At 44.3% G+C, this 18,233-nt stretch carries 12 protein-coding genes and 5 tRNA genes; 11 read left to right on the top strand and 6 right to left on the bottom strand.

Translation table 11 applies throughout. The annotated features are described in order from the left end of the window. Nucleotides 1-107: 107 nt before the first annotated feature. A complete protein-coding gene (gene ilvY, locus AB4180_RS06830) occupies nucleotides 108-998 on the bottom strand; it encodes an HTH-type transcriptional activator IlvY (RefSeq protein ID WP_102249041.1) in 891 nt (296 codons plus the stop codon). Between the two features lie 146 nt (nucleotides 999-1,144). Here ilvY and ilvC point away from each other — a divergent pair, with 146 nt between their 5' ends. Further along, nucleotides 1,145-2,629, top strand: coding sequence for a ketol-acid reductoisomerase (gene ilvC / locus AB4180_RS06825; protein ID WP_017096410.1), 1,485 nt, complete (start codon nucleotides 1,145-1,147; stop codon nucleotides 2,627-2,629). A 216-nt stretch (nucleotides 2,630-2,845) separates the two neighbouring features. Here the strand turns inward: ilvC and ubiK are convergent, their stop codons facing one another. From ubiK to AB4180_RS06805, 4 genes are all read right to left on the bottom strand, one after another. After that, entirely contained in the window at nucleotides 2,846-3,097 is a 252-nt protein-coding gene (gene ubiK, locus AB4180_RS06820) for a ubiquinone biosynthesis accessory factor UbiK (RefSeq protein WP_009848085.1), read from the bottom strand. A 119-nt stretch (nucleotides 3,098-3,216) separates the two neighbouring features. Continuing rightward, on the bottom strand, nucleotides 3,217-6,339 hold the full coding sequence (locus AB4180_RS06815; protein WP_102249040.1) for a multidrug efflux RND transporter permease subunit: 3,123 nt from the start codon (nucleotides 6,337-6,339) through the stop codon (nucleotides 3,217-3,219). Nucleotides 6,340-6,350: 11 nt separating this feature from the next. Beyond that, nucleotides 6,351-7,457 carry an efflux RND transporter periplasmic adaptor subunit gene (locus AB4180_RS06810; RefSeq protein WP_004735789.1) on the bottom strand — a complete coding sequence of 369 codons (1,107 nt, stop codon included), beginning with the start codon at nucleotides 7,455-7,457 and terminating at the stop codon, nucleotides 6,351-6,353. Nucleotides 7,458-7,475: 18 nt separating this feature from the next. Beyond that, nucleotides 7,476-8,057 carry a TetR/AcrR family transcriptional regulator gene (locus AB4180_RS06805; protein ID WP_198137852.1) on the bottom strand — a complete coding sequence of 194 codons (582 nt, stop codon included), beginning with the start codon at nucleotides 8,055-8,057 and terminating at the stop codon, nucleotides 7,476-7,478. Nucleotides 8,058-8,237: 180 nt separating this feature from the next. Between AB4180_RS06805 and rep the strand changes: the two genes are divergently transcribed. Then, nucleotides 8,238-10,256, top strand: coding sequence for a DNA helicase Rep (gene rep, locus AB4180_RS06800; RefSeq protein ID WP_102249039.1), 2,019 nt, complete (start codon nucleotides 8,238-8,240; stop codon nucleotides 10,254-10,256). 81 nt (nucleotides 10,257-10,337) lie between these two features. Here the strand turns inward: rep and AB4180_RS06795 are convergent, their stop codons facing one another. Further along, nucleotides 10,338-10,751, bottom strand: a complete 414-nt coding sequence (locus AB4180_RS06795; protein ID WP_009848079.1) for a cytochrome c5 family protein — start codon at nucleotides 10,749-10,751, stop codon at nucleotides 10,338-10,340. 297 nt (nucleotides 10,752-11,048) lie between these two features. Here AB4180_RS06795 and AB4180_RS06790 point away from each other — a divergent pair. From AB4180_RS06790 to AB4180_RS06750, 9 genes are all read left to right on the top strand, one after another. After that, nucleotides 11,049-11,125, top strand: a tRNA-Arg gene (locus AB4180_RS06790). Between the two features lie 47 nt (nucleotides 11,126-11,172). Further along, nucleotides 11,173-11,248 (top strand) — tRNA-His (locus AB4180_RS06785). 77 nt (nucleotides 11,249-11,325) lie between these two features. Further along, nucleotides 11,326-11,402 (top strand) — tRNA-Pro (locus AB4180_RS06780). A 45-nt stretch (nucleotides 11,403-11,447) separates the two neighbouring features. Next, nucleotides 11,448-11,523 (top strand) — tRNA-His (locus tag AB4180_RS06775). 55 nt (nucleotides 11,524-11,578) lie between these two features. Then, nucleotides 11,579-11,655 (top strand) — tRNA-Pro (locus tag AB4180_RS06770). Nucleotides 11,656-12,736: 1,081 nt separating this feature from the next. Next, nucleotides 12,737-14,464 carry an ABC transporter ATP-binding protein gene (locus AB4180_RS06765; RefSeq protein WP_009848076.1) on the top strand — a complete coding sequence of 576 codons (1,728 nt, stop codon included), beginning with the start codon at nucleotides 12,737-12,739 and terminating at the stop codon, nucleotides 14,462-14,464. Between the two features lie 94 nt (nucleotides 14,465-14,558). Then, nucleotides 14,559-16,112 (top strand): ABC transporter substrate-binding protein, encoded by a 1,554-nt coding sequence (locus tag AB4180_RS06760; protein WP_102249038.1) that lies wholly within the window; start codon nucleotides 14,559-14,561, stop codon nucleotides 16,110-16,112. Between the two features lie 180 nt (nucleotides 16,113-16,292). Next, complete coding sequence (locus AB4180_RS06755) at nucleotides 16,293-17,270, top strand: ABC transporter permease (protein ID WP_009848074.1); 978 nt, start codon at nucleotides 16,293-16,295, stop codon at nucleotides 17,268-17,270. Between the two features lie 2 nt (nucleotides 17,271-17,272). Further along, nucleotides 17,273-18,211, top strand: a complete 939-nt coding sequence (locus tag AB4180_RS06750) for an ABC transporter permease (RefSeq protein ID WP_004735541.1) — start codon at nucleotides 17,273-17,275, stop codon at nucleotides 18,209-18,211. The last annotated feature ends 22 nt before the right edge of the window (nucleotides 18,212-18,233 follow it).

The following is an 18,233-nucleotide window of genomic DNA, read 5'->3' as shown; positions in this document are numbered from 1 at the left end:
AGAAATCAGCGGGCTTTTTTCATATTTGTCGTTTAGAAAAACAAAAAAGAGCACTAACGTGCTCTTTATCTGTGACTCCACACTTGCTTGTTTTCACTTATAGATAACTAGTCTTGAAGGTATTTACCTTCAGCTACCTGCCAAAATGCTCTAATCAACGGATTTTCTAACTGCGATCGCTTACAGCACACTCCCAATTCAAACGGCTTGATTGGTTCTATTTTTAAGCGGTCGACTTTATCTCTCACAGGACTGTTGTTGATTACAACGTCTGGCGCAATACCAACCCCACAACCAAGGGCAACCATACTGACGATCGCTTCATGACCTGATACCTGAGCGTAAATATTGGGTTTTATCTTCACCTTTTTGAACCATGCGTTCGCACGTTCTCGCGCAGTCCCTGCTTCCGGAATGATAAAAGGCACTTCATTCCAGTTTGGCTTATCGGATTGCAGTTGCTGGCTAAAGCTACTCACACCAGATGGGATGATGACTGATAGTGGAATATCGCTGATGGTCTCGAACTCTAACCTTGAAGGAAGGATGTCTGGCTTTGCTGAGATCGCGATATCTGCTTCATCGTTTAAGATCTTGTCGATGGATTGCGCTGGGTCACCAGTAGAGAGCTTAAACTCAATATACGGATGAATAGCCCTGAATTCGGTAATGAGTTCAGGAAGGTGACTGTAGCTTGCTGTTACGGAACAGAAAATGCGGATCTCACCCTTGAGCTCCTGTTCTCCGCCTTTTAGGTGGAGATTATATTGCTGCCACTCGCCAACGATGCTCAATGCCACAGGTAACAGATGTTTCCCTGCTGGTGTGAGGTCAACACTTCGGTTATCCCTGATAAGCAGTTCTTGCCCTGTTTCTTCCTCAAGCTTTTGTATTTGACGACTAAGGGCAGAAGGACTGACGTGCATAGCAGCAGCTGTTTTGCTGAAACTCTTGCTATCACATAAATGTATAAATAATTGTAGAGATTTTATGTTCATGTTTTGCGATCGTTTCCATGTTGCATTTATTGCAATAACTAATTGTGAATATATCACTTTCAGCAACGGAGTGTCTGTTTTAGTATGAAGTCATTCGATAGAGAGATATCGACCTTACGGACTTATTTTTAAAGGAGTGCCCTACAATGGCTAACTATTTCAATACATTAAACCTTCGTGAGCAACTAGACCAATTAGGTCGCTGCCGTTTCATGGATCGTGAAGAATTTACGACTGAAGCTGAATACCTTGAAGGTAAGAAGATCGTCATTGTTGGCTGTGGTGCTCAAGGCCTAAACCAAGGTCTAAACATGCGTGATTCTGGTCTAGACGTATCTTACGCTCTACGCCAAGCTGCAATTGATGAGAAGCGTCAATCATTCAAGAATGCTGACGAAAACGGCTTTGTAGTTGGTAGCTACGAAACGCTAATCCCTCAAGCAGACCTAGTTATTAACCTTACTCCCGACAAGCAACACACTAATGTTGTTGAGACAGTAATGCCTCTAATGAAAGAAGGCGCTGCTCTTGGTTACTCTCATGGTTTCAACGTTGTTGAAGAAGGAATGCAATTACGTGCTGACCTTACCGTTGTAATGGTTGCACCTAAGTGTCCAGGTTCTGAAGTACGTGAAGAGTACAAGCGTGGTTTCGGTGTTCCAACACTGATCGCTGTTCACCCAGAAAATGACCCTAAAGGTGAAGGCTGGGATATCGCTAAAGCTTGGGCTGCAGGTACTGGTGGCCACCGTGCAGGTTGCCTAGAGTCTTCATTCGTAGCTGAAGTTAAATCTGACCTTATGGGTGAGCAAACTATTCTATGTGGCATGCTACAAGCGGGTTCTATCGTATCTTACGAGAAGATGATTGCTGATGGCATCGAACCAGGCTACGCAGGTAAACTTCTACAATACGGTTGGGAAACGATTACTGAAGCACTTAAGTTCGGTGGTGTAACTCACATGATGGACCGTCTATCTAACCCTGCTAAAGTTAAAGCGTTTGAGCTTTCTGAAGAGCTAAAAGACCTAATGCGTCCGCTTTACAACAAGCACATGGATGACATCATCTCTGGTCACTTCTCTAGCACAATGATGGCTGACTGGGCGAACGATGACGTGAACCTACTAGGCTGGCGTGAAGAGACAGGCGAAACAGCATTCGAAAACTACCCAGCTTCTGACGTAGAAATCTCAGAGCAAGAGTACTTCGACAACGGTATCCTAATGGTTGCTATGGTTCGCGCCGGTGTTGAGCTAGCATTCGAAGCAATGACAGCATCTGGCATCATCGATGAGTCGGCTTACTACGAATCTCTACATGAGCTTCCACTAATCGCAAACACAGTTGCTCGTAAGCGTCTTTACGAAATGAACGTTGTAATCTCTGATACTGCTGAGTACGGTAACTACCTATTTGCTAACGTAGCAACACCGCTACTACGTGAGAAGTTCATGCCTTCAGTAGCAACAGACGTAATCGGCCGTGGTCTAGGTGAAACATCTAACCAAGTTGATAACGCTAAACTAATTGAAGTAAACGAAGCTATCCGTAACCACCCTGTAGAGTATATTGGTGAAGAGCTACGTAGCTACATGAGCGACATGAAGCGTATCGCTGTAGGCGGTTAATTTGTCGCTTAGATACTGATAAATTTGCAGAAAAAGCGAAGCAGTATCACTAACTCCTTACAGGTTGGAGTTATAAATAAGCAACACAACATCTAATAAAAAGGCTTGGTCGCCGTTGACCAAGCCTTTTTGCTTTTAGTAACAAAGTCTTAAAAATCAATAAAATGAACATTGTTTGTTCAGTCTTCGTAGACTTTCAGTTTTCTTTCTTTACGCTTACTTGTCGGCAATCTTTGCTTCTAAGTCCGCTAGCTTTTGTTCCATTTCAGTCAGCTTTTGGCGAGTGCGCAGTAGTACTTGTGTTTGAACATCAAACTCTTCACGGCTTACAACGTCTAGCTTGTTCAGTTGGCCTTGGATAACCTGGCGAACTTTTTGATCTACATCTGAACCAAGCTCTTTTACTGGTTGAGGCATAGAATCGTGGATCTGCTTAGCAATCTGCTCTAGTTTTTTTGGATCAAACATATCAATTAAAACTCCTGAATATTTACCACTATTCTATTTAATCACACTTGCGATGTCGCCTATGGCGTACAAAAAAAGGCCAGCGAAGTAGCCTTTTTATTGTTATTACGACTTAGTGATTACTTATTATCAGCTAATTCTCTGTGCGCTGCTTTTGCTTCATCGACGCGAGCTAGTTTTTCTAGGTCTTTGTCTTCAACAAATACAGGTAGAGGTTTGTGTTTTTCAGCTAAGTAACTGTAAATCACTGGCAGTACAAATAGCGTGAATAGAGTACCAATTGCTAAACCAGCAACGATTACGATACCAATACTGAAACGCTGAGCCGCACCCGCACCACTTGCGTACATCAGTGGGATTAGACCCGCGATCATCGCAGCCGTTGTCATCAGGATTGGACGAAGACGAACCTTCGCTGCTTCCATTACCGCTTCAATACGAGTTTTTTGATTGTGCAGCTGCTCTTCTTTCGCAACCTCACAAATCAAGATACCGTGCTTGGTAATCAGGCCGACTAAGGTGATCAAACCAACTTGCGAGTAGATGTTCATCGTTGCCGCGCCCCAAGCCAGAGCTATTAGGGCACCACAGATCGCCAGTGGTACAGATACCATGATAACCAGTGGGTCTTTCAGTGATTCAAACTGAATCGCCAATACCAAGAAGATGATTGCCAGAGCTAAACCAAAGGTCGCGCAAAGTGCGCTACCTTCTGTTACGTATTGGCGTGCTTCACCCATGTAGTCATGGTTGTAGCCACTTGGAAGCTTATTCGCTGCCGTGTCTTCAAACCACGCAATTGCATCACCCATTGCAGCGCCTGGAGCCGGTACCGCACCAATCGTCGCCGAGTTCAATTGGTTGAAGTGAGGAAGAGAGCGAGGCTCTGCCACAACATCAATCGTAATCAAACTGCCTAGTGGTACAGCGTTGCCGTCTGCAGCACGTACGTAGTAGTTGTTCATTGATTCTGGGTTCAAACGGAATTTACGTTCAACTTGAGGAATAACCTCGTAAGAACGGCCATTCAAGTCTATACGGTTCACGTAGCCATCAGACATCATGGTACCGAGCGTGATACCGATATCTTGCATGGTCACACCGTATGCGCCTGCTTTATCCTTGTCGATGTTGATCTTCATGGTTGCTGAGTCGTAGTTCAGGTCGAGATCTGAATATACGAACAACGGGTTTGAAGAGACATCAGCCAGAATGTCTGTGGTAATTTGGAACAAGCTTTCAAAACTGTTTGGCGTTGTTATGACAAATTGAATTGGAAGGCCTGAACCAGCACCGGGTAGTTCTGGCATTTGGAATGCAGTTACCGCCATTCCTGGAACATCTTTCACCAAATTACCAACGCGGTTTGCTACGTCTGATTGGCTTGCTTCACGTTCGCTCCAAGGAACCATAGACGCGATACCAAATGCTTGGTTTGCATTTGGCACACCTGTAAATACCTGTGCGTAAGCAACTTCTGGCTGATCAGACAGAATCTGGTTTACGTCGTTCATGGTATTTTGCATGAAGTCTAAGTTTGCATTCGACGGTGCTGTACCCATCAACATGATTACACCTTTATCTTCTGAAGGTGCTAGCTCACTAGGGATGAATTTGAACAACAACGGTAAACTTGCAAATACGATGATAGCAAAACCAATAAATACTGGACGATGTTGCATTACCGCACCAAGCATACGCTCGTAACGGTTAGTCATGCCATCTAGCACGCTATGAACTTTCTGCTCAAACTTGCTTGGCTCAGCGTGAGCTTTCAGCATTTTCGAACACATCATTGGCGAGAGCGTTAGTGCCACAATGCCTGATACGAAAACCGAACCCGCTAGGGTTAATGCAAACTCTTTAAATAGCGAGCCTGTAATACCACCCATCATCGCAATTGGAGCATATACCGCACCTAGCGTTAACGTCATTGCGATAACAGGCACCGCAATTTCGCGGGTACCGATAATCGCTGCACGGAAAGGGGACTCGCCGAGCTTGATATGCCTGTCGACGTTTTCAAGTACTACGATCGCATCATCTACCACTAGACCGATGGCAAGTACCATTGCAAGTAGTGTCATTAGATTCCAAGAGAAACCCATTGCCTGCATTACCATTGCCACACCAATCAAAGACAGTGGGATAGTAATAATAGGGATCAGTACCGCTCGGAATGAACCTAAGAATAAAGTAATCACGATCAATACGATTAATGCCGCTTCAAGGATAGTCTTAATAACCTCTTGAATTGACTCGTTAATCGCAATAGTTGAATCGTACATGACGTTCATTGAGATGTTGCTTGGTAGGTTCTTCTCTAGTTGAGGAAGAAGTTCCAGTACATCAGCTGCGATGTTGATTGGGTTCGCACTTGGCGCCGCATTGATCGCGGCTACAACCGCCTCTTGGCCGTTAGCACTTGCTCGGTAAACATCGTGACTTTTCTCAAGAGAAACTTTCGCGATATCGGATAGGCGAATGATCTCACCTTCTCCGCTTTTCACGACTAGATTCTCTAGTTCTTCAGTGTTTGATACCTGAGTATCGGCACTGCCGTTGTAAAGCACGAACTCACCGGTCGCTTGACCCGTAGCTGATTGGTAGTTGTTAGCGTTCAGTACCGTCATTACATCAGATGCAGTCAGACCAATCGCCGCCATTTTTGATGGGTCTAGCCATACGCGCAGTGCGTATTTCATACCACCATATAGGTCAACTTTAGATACACCATTAACCGTAAATAGCTGCGGGTTGATTACACGCTCTAGATAGTCGGTAATTTGGCTCGATACCAATTCGTCACTGGTAAAACCAATATAGAGTACAGCGGTTGTTGAACCGGTAGACATGGTTACGGTTGGATCTTCAGCCTCTTTAGGTAGCTGAGAACGTACCGAGTTTGTCTTGGCCAGTATGTCAGACAATGCCGCATTCGGATCGGTGTTCAACTTCATGTTCACGGTAATCGTAGATTTACCTAGCACAGAAGAAGATGTCATATAATCGATATTATCCGCTTGAGCCACAGCCTGTTCGAGGGGCTGGGTGATAAAGCCTTGGATAAGATCGGCACTTGCACCGTAGTAACCAGTTGAGACTGTCACCACGGTATTCGTCATTTCAGGGTATTCACGCACCTGCATTTTGAAGATTGCTTGTAAGCCAAGCAGAGCAATCAAAAAGCTGATGGATACCGCTAGAACTGGACGTTTAATAAAAACATCAGTAAAGCGCATTGTGCCTCCAGTTACAGCTTAGGTGTTTCAGATGGTGGAGTGATTGCATCACTTTCAACAACCTTAACTTTGGCACCGTTACTTAGACGTACTTGGCCAGAAGTTACAACCGTATCACCGGCTTTAACGCCTTCAAGGATGTGTGCAATCTCAGCGGTACGCTCACCTACTTTTACAACATGTTGAGCAACACGTTGAACGCCGTCTTCTTCCGTCAGGATGTAAACATTGTCACCATATAGAGTGAAAGTAATCGCTGTTTGAGGCAACGTTACTTGGTTCTCTAGCTTAGGCAGAATGATGTTAGCACGCGCAAACATGCCGCTACGAAGCTTGCCATCATTGTTTGGAATGTCGGCTTGAACTTGAATAAGACCACTTTGGATACTTACTGCGGGTTCAATGGCACTGATAGAGCCTTCAAACGGTTTCTCTGGGTAAGCATCAACAAAGATGTCGATAGCCTGACCAACATTGATACGAGAGATATCTGTTTGAGATACCGTAAAGCGTAGGCGCATCACGCTGGTATCTTCTAAACGAACGATATCTGTACCTGATTGCAGGTATTGACCTAGGTACACGTTACGAATACCCACTTTGCCATCGAAAGGAGCGCGAATTTCACGGCGTTCGATAGATGCTTTTAGGCTTTCAATATCAGCAGATAGAGAGTAGTAGTTTGCTTCTGCTTCATCGTATGCTTCTTTTGAAATAGAACCTTTCTTATACAGGCCTTGGTAGCGTTTGTATTTTGCTTTTGCCGCAGGCAGGCGAGCTTCAGAACTCTTTAGATTTGCCTTTTCTACGCCAGAATCAAGACGAACAAGAAGTTGGTCATTTTTAACATCAGTACCAGAACCAAAAGAGATTTGGTCAATAACACCGCTGGTTTCATTCGCTAGCGTGACACCTTGGTTAGGTTCGATGAAGCCGATAGCTTCAATTACTGGAACCCAGTCGATCGGCTGAACTTCAGTAACCGTTACTGGAAACTCTGGTTCAGGGCGGTTGGCCATATACTCAGCAATTTTTTGTTGTTTGAACATGTTGAACCCAATAACGCTGCCGAAAAGAAGTACAGCGATGAGTAACATGAAGAAAGTCCACTTTTTCATTATGGTCAAAACTCCGATCTAGTGTTTAATTATTGCATCCCAACTGGCTTCTATTGCAGATTCTAGTTCTGCCTCGTCGAGTTGGTAAAATCCTAAAGAATGCTTTCGCGCTAGAGATACACTAGCCGCTAAGCTCAAGCCGCTTAATACTTCATTATCAAGTGGTTTAAACAGTCCTTGCTCTTTACCCTCATTAAATAGCAGCTCAACTTGGGCAAACATTTTACGTTCTAGTTCCCTGAAGTTTAGGCTATTTGTGATGGGCAGTGAGTCATATTGAACCCGATTTTTTATCGCGGCTAAGTTCGTTCCCGCTAAGTTCCATATGTTCAACCACATAGTACGGTAGCGTTGCTTAATTGGATCCGAATCATCAACCCCTTCTTGAACTGCATCTGCTACTCGTTGAGTCACGAGCACTCGAACATCATCTATCAAGTGGTCTTTATCGTCGAAGTAGCGGTAGATAGTGCCTGCAGCAACTCCCGCCTCTTTGGCTAATTTTTGCATTGAAAGGCCTTGAAAGCCGACCTCCGCAATGAGCTTTTCAGCGGCAGAAAGTATTTGTTGGCGTTTATCCTGAGGTGCATGAGTTGTCATTATTCCATCACCAGTGAATGAACGTTCATTCATTATAGCCCAAGAACCATACACATGTGCAACAAAGTTTTACACAAGTAGCGTAAAAATCTTGTATAAGAGAACGTAGCATTCGTGGTGTTGCAGCATTATTATAGGCGCGCAATTGAATTCGCCCCTCTAGACCAAATTGAGAATCAAATGAGACTGAACCCAAGACAAGATGAAGCCGTGAAATATGTTTCGGGCCCCTGTTTAGTATTAGCAGGCGCTGGATCTGGTAAAACACGTGTTATCACGAATAAGATTGCTTACTTGGTTCAAGAGTGTGGTTACAAGGCACGCAATATTGCAGCGGTAACTTTTACCAATAAAGCGGCACGCGAGATGAAAGAACGTGTGGGGCAAACTCTGGGTAAAGGTGAATCAAAAGGCCTGATCGTTTCGACTTTTCATACCATGGGCTTAACTATCATTCGTCGTGAATACAAAGCGCTGGGTCTGAAAGCGGGCTTCTCTCTATTTGATGACCAAGACCAGTTGGCGCTATTAAAAGAGCTAACAGAGAGACAGATCGATGGTGATAAGGATTTGCTGCGTGCTTTAATGAGCACCATTTCGAATTGGAAGAATGACATGCTGACGCCAGATCAGGCGAAAGCTCGAGCTCAAGGCGAACAAGAGCAGTTGTTTGCATTCTGTTTTGAGATGTACCAGAAACAGATGAAGGCATACAACGCGCTCGATTTTGATGATCTGATTGCGATGCCAGTATTACTTCTGAAAACCAATCAAGAAGTGCGCGAGCGCTGGCAGTCTCGTATTCGCTATTTACTTGTCGATGAGTATCAAGATACCAACACCAGCCAATATGAATTGGTGCGTTTGCTTGTGGGAGAGCGTGGTCGTTTGACGGTCGTAGGTGACGATGACCAATCTATTTACTCATGGCGTGGTGCAAAACCGCAAAACTTGGTGCTGTTAGGTGAGGATTACCCGAACTTACGCTTGATCAAACTAGAGCAGAACTACCGCTCAACGAGTCGAATTTTGCGTGCAGCGAATATCTTGATCGCTAATAACCCACACGTTTATGAAAAGTCACTGTTCTCTGAGATCCCGGACGGTGAAAAGCTCAAGGTACTGAATGCTAAGAATGAAGAGCATGAAGCAGAGCGTATTACAGGTGAGATCATCGCTCACAAGTTTTTGAACCGCACTGAATATAAAGATTACGCAGTGCTGTACCGTGGTAACCACCAATCTCGCTTGATTGAAAAAGCGTTGATGCAGAACCGTGTGCCTTACAAAATTTCTGGCGGTACGTCTTTCTTCGCTAGAGCTGAGATTAAAGACATCATGGCTTACCTCCGCGTGTTGGTGAACCCTGATGATGACAACGCGTTTCTACGTATTGTAAACACACCACGTCGTGAGATAGGCCCGGTGACGCTTGAGAAGTTAGGCAGCTACGCCAACATGCGTGGCAAGAGCTTGTTTGAAGCGAGCTTTGAGATGGGTTTAGAGCAAACTTTGACTGGTCGTGGTTTAGAAAACCTGCGCCGTTTCAGCGATTGGATTGTTCGTATTTCTGATAATGCTGAACGTGGCAATACCGTTGAGGCTGTTCGCTCTTTGGTTCGTGATATTAACTATGAAGATTGGTTGTACGAAACCTCGGCAAGCCCGAAGGCTGCAGAGATGAGAATGAAGAACGTTTCTGATCTTTATAGTTGGATCGTTGCTGACCTTGAGGGTGACAACTACGACAAAGAAGAGAAGACCCTACGAGAAGTGGTTCAACGTTTAACGCTACGTGACATGATGGAGCGTGGTGAAGATGATGACGATGCAGACCAAGTTCAATTAATGACATTGCACGCATCGAAAGGCCTAGAGTTTCCGTATGTGTTCCTGATGGGAGCCGAAGAGGGTATCTTGCCACACCAAACCAGTGTCGATGAAGGTAACGTAGAAGAAGAACGTCGTCTTATGTATGTAGGGATTACTCGCGCGCAGAAAGAGCTGACCTTCACTAAATGTCGTGAACGTCGTCAGTATGGCGAATTGATAAAGCCAACACAAAGCCGATTCCTCGATGAACTGCCGCATGAAGATGTGGAATGGGAAAGTGTTAAGAAACCACAATCCGCTGAAGAAAGAATGGAAAAAGGACAGGCACACATTGCTAACATTCGAGCGATGTTCAACAAGAAGTAATTCCTTGCTTTCATCGCGTTATATAAAAGCCAATAAAAAAGGTGACCATGAGGTCACCTTTTTTGAATCTGGCATTTTTAATTACAGACCAGCAATCATGTGCTCGATAGCATCTTTGATTTCATCATCTGAACAGTCCATACATGAACCTTTCGCTGGCATAGCATTGAAGCCGTTGATTGCGTGGTCAGCTAGAATGTCGCGACCTTGGGCAATACGAGGACCCCAGTCACCAGCGTCACCTGTTTTAGGTGCGCCACTTACGCCAGATGCGTGACAAGCGATACAAAAGGTACCGTAAACTGCTGCGCCATCACGAGGGCCTGTTGGTTCTGCGGCTACTGGCTCGCTGCCGACTAGGTAAACTTGGCCAACTGGTTTGATGCGTTCAGCAATAGCATCTTGCTCTGCTTCGCTTAGGCCTGAAGCCATAGCGCCAGTTGAAAAGGTTAAAACTGCGATGACAACGCTTAAAATTCGACGAGACATATCCATTAAACTCACTTTACATTCCCAAGGTAAGTACATGCTTACCAATTTATAGTGTTGGAAGGGTGTTTTGGCTTTATCAGCAAAGAGCAACTGTTAAACCAATGTAAATAATGGGTGATTATATCCCGATAAGTTGTTGCAATAAACAACAACTTATAAGCTGCGGTGGGTTGTAGTACTCAAATAAGGGGTTTATCACATATTAACTGTCGAAAAAGAGACCAAACAGAAAAAAAAGTTAAAAAAGTACTAGACGGCATAAGGTGATATACGTATTATTCCACTCCGCCGACAGGGCATGCGCCTGTAGCTCAGCTGGATAGAGCGTTGGCCTCCGGAGCCAAAGGCCGAAGGTTCGAATCCTTTCAGGCGCGCCATCCGGTCTCTTACTTAGGTAAGTGAGAATTGGCAAAAAGAAATAATGGTGGCTATAGCTCAGTTGGTAGAGCCCTGGATTGTGATTCCGGTGGTCGCGAGTTCGAATCTCGTTAGCCACCCCATTCTTTCTTTACAAAATATCGGTAGCTTCGGCTTCCAGTGTTGATTCATTATTCCCAAGAGTCGATACGAAATTAGTCGGTGAATAGCGCAGCTTGGTAGCGCATCTGGTTTGGGACCAGAGGGTCGGGGGTTCGAATCCCTCTTCACCGACCACTATTTCAATAATCGCTTTTTAAGCGGTTATATAAAAGATTAGTGGTGGCTATAGCTCAGTTGGTAGAGCCCTGGATTGTGATTCCGGTGGTCGCGAGTTCGAATCTCGTTAGCCACCCCATTAATTTTGGTAACTTCATTGAAGTTCCCTGTTTGAGAAATCAAACGAAACGTCTCGGTGAATAGCGCAGCTTGGTAGCGCATCTGGTTTGGGACCAGAGGGTCGGGGGTTCGAATCCCTCTTCACCGACCACCTTAAGAAGCCCTAGTCGAAAGACTAGGGCTTTTTTGCATCTGAAATTTAGATAACTTGAACAGAGTGGGGGTTCGCCTGATGTTCAAAGAATGTCTCTTTACTGACCGCCTTTAAGAAGGCTCATCAGAAATGATGAGTTTTTTTCATCTGTAGATCACTAGATTGGAACCCAAGTGGGGTTCACCTGATGTTCAAGGGATGTCTCTTCACTGGCCACCTTAAGAAGCCTCAACTAGCCGTCCGTGTCAGGAATGACGGGGCCTTTTTACATCTCTCATTTCAGTAATCCTCAATTTTTAATGCTGGGACCTCAACCGCTTCGACATCTTGCCTGATGTCACCTCCGTAAATCTCCTCCTTCCATACAATAAGATAGGCTTTTACCCTTTATCTCCATTATGGTGCTTATACGGAGCAGTTTGCTTTATCAAATGTGCAGTTCGATATCTAATTTTATATAAAATTCACCACCAATCATTCGACAAATTAATAGGTTTGGTCTAAGGATTTTTATGAAAAGCGAAATTTGACGTTAAATATGTTCTCTAAGGCCTGTATTTGACAGATTTCTTCGAATCTTGTTGTTTAAAAAATCCTTTGATTTATTAAGTCTTTCGTTTTTCTTGTTTGTATTTATCAAAATAATTCATATGGTTGAATGTGTGGTTAGGTTGGTTTTGTCTGGTTGTTTTGTTTGCTTAAAATGGTAAAGTTAGCGTTTGTTTCTATAGTGTTAATTGTTTTTTGGAATAATTATTTTATCTTGGTGACTGGTGGGGATATGTGCTTTGAATGATATGTTTAACTCTACAAGTACGCAGTAGTAAGGGGTTTGTGAGTATTTATTATTGGAAATATAATGCTGATTTTCATTACTATATGCTCTTCGAGTGAATACTTATGTGGTATTTTTACTTGCTAAGCGTTTAATGTCGACTTTTTATCCTATTTTTGTTGCTTTTCTGTGAATTATTTGCCAAATTGTCAACCGTATAAAATATCAGAACAATATTCTGGTAAGAATGGATTCAATTTTGCAGACAGGGCAGAAAGCTGCCAAAGCAGTAGAGGTCTGGTAATGTCACTTTTAGAAGTAAAAAATCTTCGTATCGAATACCCATCTCGTCATGGAGTTCACGCCGCAGTGAAATCACTTTCGTTCAACATTGAACGTGGTGAAATTGTTGGCGTTGTAGGCGAGTCTGGTGCAGGCAAATCAACAGTAGGTAATGCTGTGATCGATTTGCTGAGCCCTCCTGGTCGCATTGCTAGCGGCGAGGTATTTCTGGACGGTGAAAAAGTTTCAGGCTTATCTCCTGAACAGATGCGTTCTGTTCGCGGCTCAAAGATTGGTTTTATCTTCCAAGATCCAATGACTTCTCTTAACCCTCTATTCACAGTAGAACAGCAGTTAAAAGAGACGATTCATGCCAACATGAAGGTTTCGGATCAAGAAGCCTACCAGCGCTCATTAGATTTGATGAACCAAGTTGGTATTCCGCAACCAGAAAACCGTTTAAAGCAGTACCCACACCAATTCTCTGGCGGTATGCGTCAGCGTGTTGTTATCGCGATCGCACTGGCAGGTGAACCTGACCTAATCATTGCCGATGAACCAACAACCGCACTGGATGTTTCTATTCAAGATCAGATCTTGGGTTTGATTCGCGACCTATGTATTAAGAAGAATGTAGGTTGTATGTTGGTCACACACGATATGGGTGTGGTATCTAATGTTACCGATCGCGTAGCCGTTATGTATCGTGGTGATTTGGTTGAGTTTGGTCCGACGGCGAAAGTCCTTGGTACTCCTGAACACCCTTACACGCACAGTCTTATCTCCGCGGTTCCGCGTTCAGATCGTAAACTTGATCGTTTTCCTCTTGTGAGCTACATCGAAGAAGCACATGAGATGGAACCACTTGATGTGAAAAACCACTGGTTAGGTCAAAGCCAAGACCACCGTGATTACACTGGTCCACTGTTGAATGTTGAAAACGTAAACTTGCGCTTTACTACCAAGGATTCTTTCTTTGAGAGTCGTCGTGAGTACGTTCAGGCGTCAAACAACGTGAGCTTTGAAGTACACGAAGGTGAAACTTTTGGTCTTGTTGGTGAATCTGGTTCGGGTAAATCAACGATTGCTCGTGTGATTGCTGGTTTGTACGCACCTAACTCAGGTAAGGTAACGTTTGAAGGCGTTGATCTTACGGGACTTAAATCTGAAAAAGAACGTCGCCCAATGCGTCGTCAAATGCAGATGGTTTTCCAAAACCCTTATACATCAATGAACCCTCGAATGAAGATATTCGACATCATTGCTGAGCCGATCCGATTCCATAAACTGACGCGTAACGAGAATGAAACTCGTCAGATCGTTAACGACCTGCTAGAGCACGTTGGTTTAGGCAAGATGGCTGGGGTTAAATACCCACACGAATTCTCAGGTGGCCAACGTCAGCGTATTTCTATCGCTCGCGCCTTGGCAACTCGTCCACGTCTTTTGATTTGTGATGAACCTACCTCGGCGCTGGATGTGTCGGTTCAGGCTCAGATCCTTAACCTATTAAAAGATTTACAAGACGAGCTCAACCTAACCATGCTGTTCATCAGTCACGATTTACCGGTTATTCGCCAAATGTGTGATCGTGTTGGTGTGATGCAAATGGGAGAACTATTGGAAGTAGCGCCAACTGAGCAGCTATTCCAATCGCCTCAGCATGAATACAGCAAACACCTAATTTCTTTAATGCCTGAATTTACAGGTTTAAGAGAAGAAAAAGCAGTGGCACAAGCCGCGGTATAAAAATCAGCAGGCTGGAGTTTAGCTTGCTAAAAACAATAAACAGACGCAAATACAACAACTAGGGATCTGGATTCCCGCATGAAGGAGTTATGCAATGAAAACCATGAAAAGCAAATTAGCAGTAGCTTTAATGGCAGCTGGCCTAAGCTTTAGTGCAGCAGCAGCAGATATTACCGTTGGCTACGCAGCTGACCCGGTATCACTTGACCCGCACGAGCAGCTGTCTGGTGGCACACTGCAAATGTCTCACATGGTGTTTGACCCTCTAGTACGTTTCACTCAAGAGATGGATTTTGAAGGCCGCCTAGCATCTAGCTGGGAGCGTGTTGATGAAACGACTTTCCGCTTTAACTTACGTAAAGGCGTGAAATTCCACTCTGGTAACGAACTGACTGCTGATGATGTTGTGTGGACTTTTGAACGTCTACAAGCTTCTCCAGACTTTAAGTCTATCTTCACGCCATACGAAAAAATGGTAAAAGTGGATGACTACACAGTTGAACTAGTATCAAAAGCGGCTTACCCACTAGTACTACAAACAGCAACCTACATCTTCCCAATGGACAGCAAGTTCTACTCTGGTCAAACAGCGGAAGGTAATGACAAATCTGAGCTAGTTAAGCACGGTAACTCGTTTGCTTCGACTAACGTTTCTGGTACTGGTCCATTTACCGTAACGCAGCGTGAGCAAGGCGTTAAAGTAACGTTCGAGCGTTTCAACGATTACTGGGACACAGAAACTGAAGGTAACGTAGACAAGCTAACACTTGTGCCAATCAAAGAAGATGCAACGCGTGTAGCAGCACTTCTTTCTGGCGACGTTGATATGATTCACCCTGTTGCGCCAAACGATCACAAGCGTGTTAAAAAAGCTAAGAACATCGATCTAGTAACGCTACCTGGTACTCGTATCATTACGTTCCAAATGAACCAAAACAGCAACGAAGCACTGAAAGATGTGCGCGTTCGTCAAGCAATCGTTCATGCGATTAACAATGAAGGTATTGTTAAGAAAATCATGAAAGGTTTCGCGACAGCTGCTGGTCAGCAGAGCCCAACAGGCTACGCGGGTCACAACGAAGATCTAGTTCCTCGTTACGATCTGAAAAAAGCGAAAGAGCTGATGAAAGAAGCGGGCTACGAAGATGGCTTTACACTAACGATGGCAGCGCCTAACAACCGTTACGTGAACGATGCGAAAGTAGCGCAAGCGTCTGCGGCAATGCTGTCTAAGATTGGTATCAAAGTTGATCTTAAGACAATGCCTAAAGCACAGTACTGGCCAGAATTTGACCTATGTTCAGCAGACATGATGATGATCGGCTGGCACTCAGATACTGAAGATTCAGCTAACTTCAACGAGTTCTTAACAATGACTCGCAACGAAGAGACTGGCCGTGGTCAATACAACTGTTCTGGCTACTCAAACCCAGAAATGGATGCGATTGTAGAAGCTTCTAACACTGAAACTGACCCAGTTAAGCGTTCTAAGATGCTGAAAGGCGTTGAAGCAACACTTTACAACGATGCAGTCTTCGTTCCTCTACACTGGCAGAGTGAAGCGTGGGGCGCGAAATCTAACGTAGGTGCAGCAGACGTAGTAAACCCAATGGTTATGCCTTACTTCGGCGACCTAGTTGTAAAATAATCTAGCTTGCTAGAATCGAGAGCCTGAAGCTTTCAGGCTCTCAATATTATTAAGATATAGATTTAAGTTTCGGTATTTGGTCTTCCTTCAGTCTGGCTAAATACCTTTTTTAAGACTGAATTTTTTGTTGTCTAGTCGCGTATTTCGATTAGATAGTCATGGATAGATAAGGGGCAAGGAATGGTTACGTTTCTGGTCAAGCGCCTGTTTCAGGCACTGATAGTGATGTTTGTGATCAGTTTGGTGGCGTTTGCCATTCAGGATAACCTGGGCGACCCGTTACGTGAGTTAGTCGGTCAATCTGTTTCAGAGGCGGAGCGTCAAGCGCTACGCGATGAACTCGGCTTAAATGATCCCTTCGTTACAAAATACTCTCGCTTTGTAGGCGCAGCTCTACAGGGTGATCTTGGTACTTCATACTTCTTTAAGCGACCTGCAGTTGATGTGATTCTAGATAAACTAGTGGCAACTCTGGAGCTGGTATTTGGTGCTTCTTTAATTATTGTTTGTATGTCGATCCCACTCGGCGTTTACTCTGCGATTCACCCAAAAAGCTTTTTTACCAAATTGATTATGGCAGGCAGTAGTGTCGGTATCTCGGTTCCTGTTTTCTTAACTGCAATCATGCTGATGTATGTGTTCTCTATCGAGCTCGGTTGGCTGCCGTCATTTGGACGTGGTGATACGGCCAACTGGTTTGGTTGGGAGTCTGGCTTCTTAACGCTAGATGGCCTTGCACACTTAGTACTTCCGAGTATTGCTCTGGCATCTATTATGCTGCCGCTGTTTATTCGTCTAGTTCGTTCTGAAATGTTAGAAGTTCTAAGTTCTGAATACATTAAGTTTGGTAAAGCGAAAGGCCTAGCTCTAAACAAAATCTATTACCAACATGCATTGAAAAACACCATGCTACCTGTACTTACTGTTGGTGGTGTTCAGATTGGTACTATGGTGGCTTACACCATTCTTACGGAAACGGTTTTCCAGTGGCCAGGTACAGGCTTCTTATTTTTAGAAGCAATCAACCGTGTAGATACACCACTGATTACTGCATACGTTATTTTTGTTGGTCTTATTTTCGTAGTGACTAACACGATTGTTGATTTGCTTTACGGTGTTATCAACCCAACCGTTAACATCACAGGGAAAGGAGCATAATCATGGAACAGACATCGACAGTGCCGTCTCGCTGGGAACGTTTTAAGCAATCTGACATTGTGTATTACTTCTTACGCGACAAAGTGGCAATGGTGAGTTTCGCCATTTTCTCAATCTTCTTAGTGATGGCTCTAGCTGCACCTATCCTAGCGCCAACAGACCCGTACGACGTGACATCGATTGATATCATGGACTCAGAACTTCCACCATCATGGATGGAAGACGGCGAAGAACGCTTCTTGCTAGGAACGGATGAGCAAGGCCGTGATATTTTATCGACTATGCTTTACGGTTCTCGTTTATCACTGACCATTGGTTTCTTAGCGGTAGGTCTACAACTGACGCTTGGTATTATCATTGGCTTGTCTGCGGGTTACTTCGGTGGCCGTATTGATAGCTTCTTGATGCGCTTCGCTGATGTTCAGCTTTCGTTCTCAACCATGATGGTTGCGATCATTGTCTCGGCCATCTTTAAGGCAAGTTTCGGTAGTGATTTCTATGCACAATACGCTGTGGTGATGCTGGTGGTGATCATTGGTATCGCAGAATGGCCGCAGTATGCGCGTACTATTCGTGCATCAGTATTAGCAGAGAAGAAGAAAGAGTACGTAGAAGCGGCACGTGTGATGGGCTTTAGAGCGCCTCGTATCATGTTCCGTCATATTCTGCCTAACTGTTTATCACCGATTTTGGTTATCTCTACAGTACAGGTGGCAAATGCCATCATGTCAGAAGCGGCACTTTCTTTCCTAGGTTTAGGCCTTCCAGTCGACCAACCGTCACTGGGTGCTCTGATTAGTACTGGTTTTAACTACATCTTCTCAGGAGCATGGTGGATCACTGCATTCCCAGGTGTGCTTTTGGTGACATTGGTTCTAGTTATCAACCTACTAGGCGACTGGTTACGTGACGTGTTTAACCCGAAAATCTATAAAGGGTGATAGTTCAGTTTGATTTTTAGTA

Source organism: Vibrio sp. 10N.286.49.C3 (assembly GCF_041469545.1).
GTDB classification, from domain to species: domain Bacteria; phylum Pseudomonadota; class Gammaproteobacteria; order Enterobacterales; family Vibrionaceae; genus Vibrio; species Vibrio tasmaniensis_A.
Note: the sequence above shows the minus strand (reverse complement) of the source record. Positions and strands in the feature narration are given on the sequence as shown.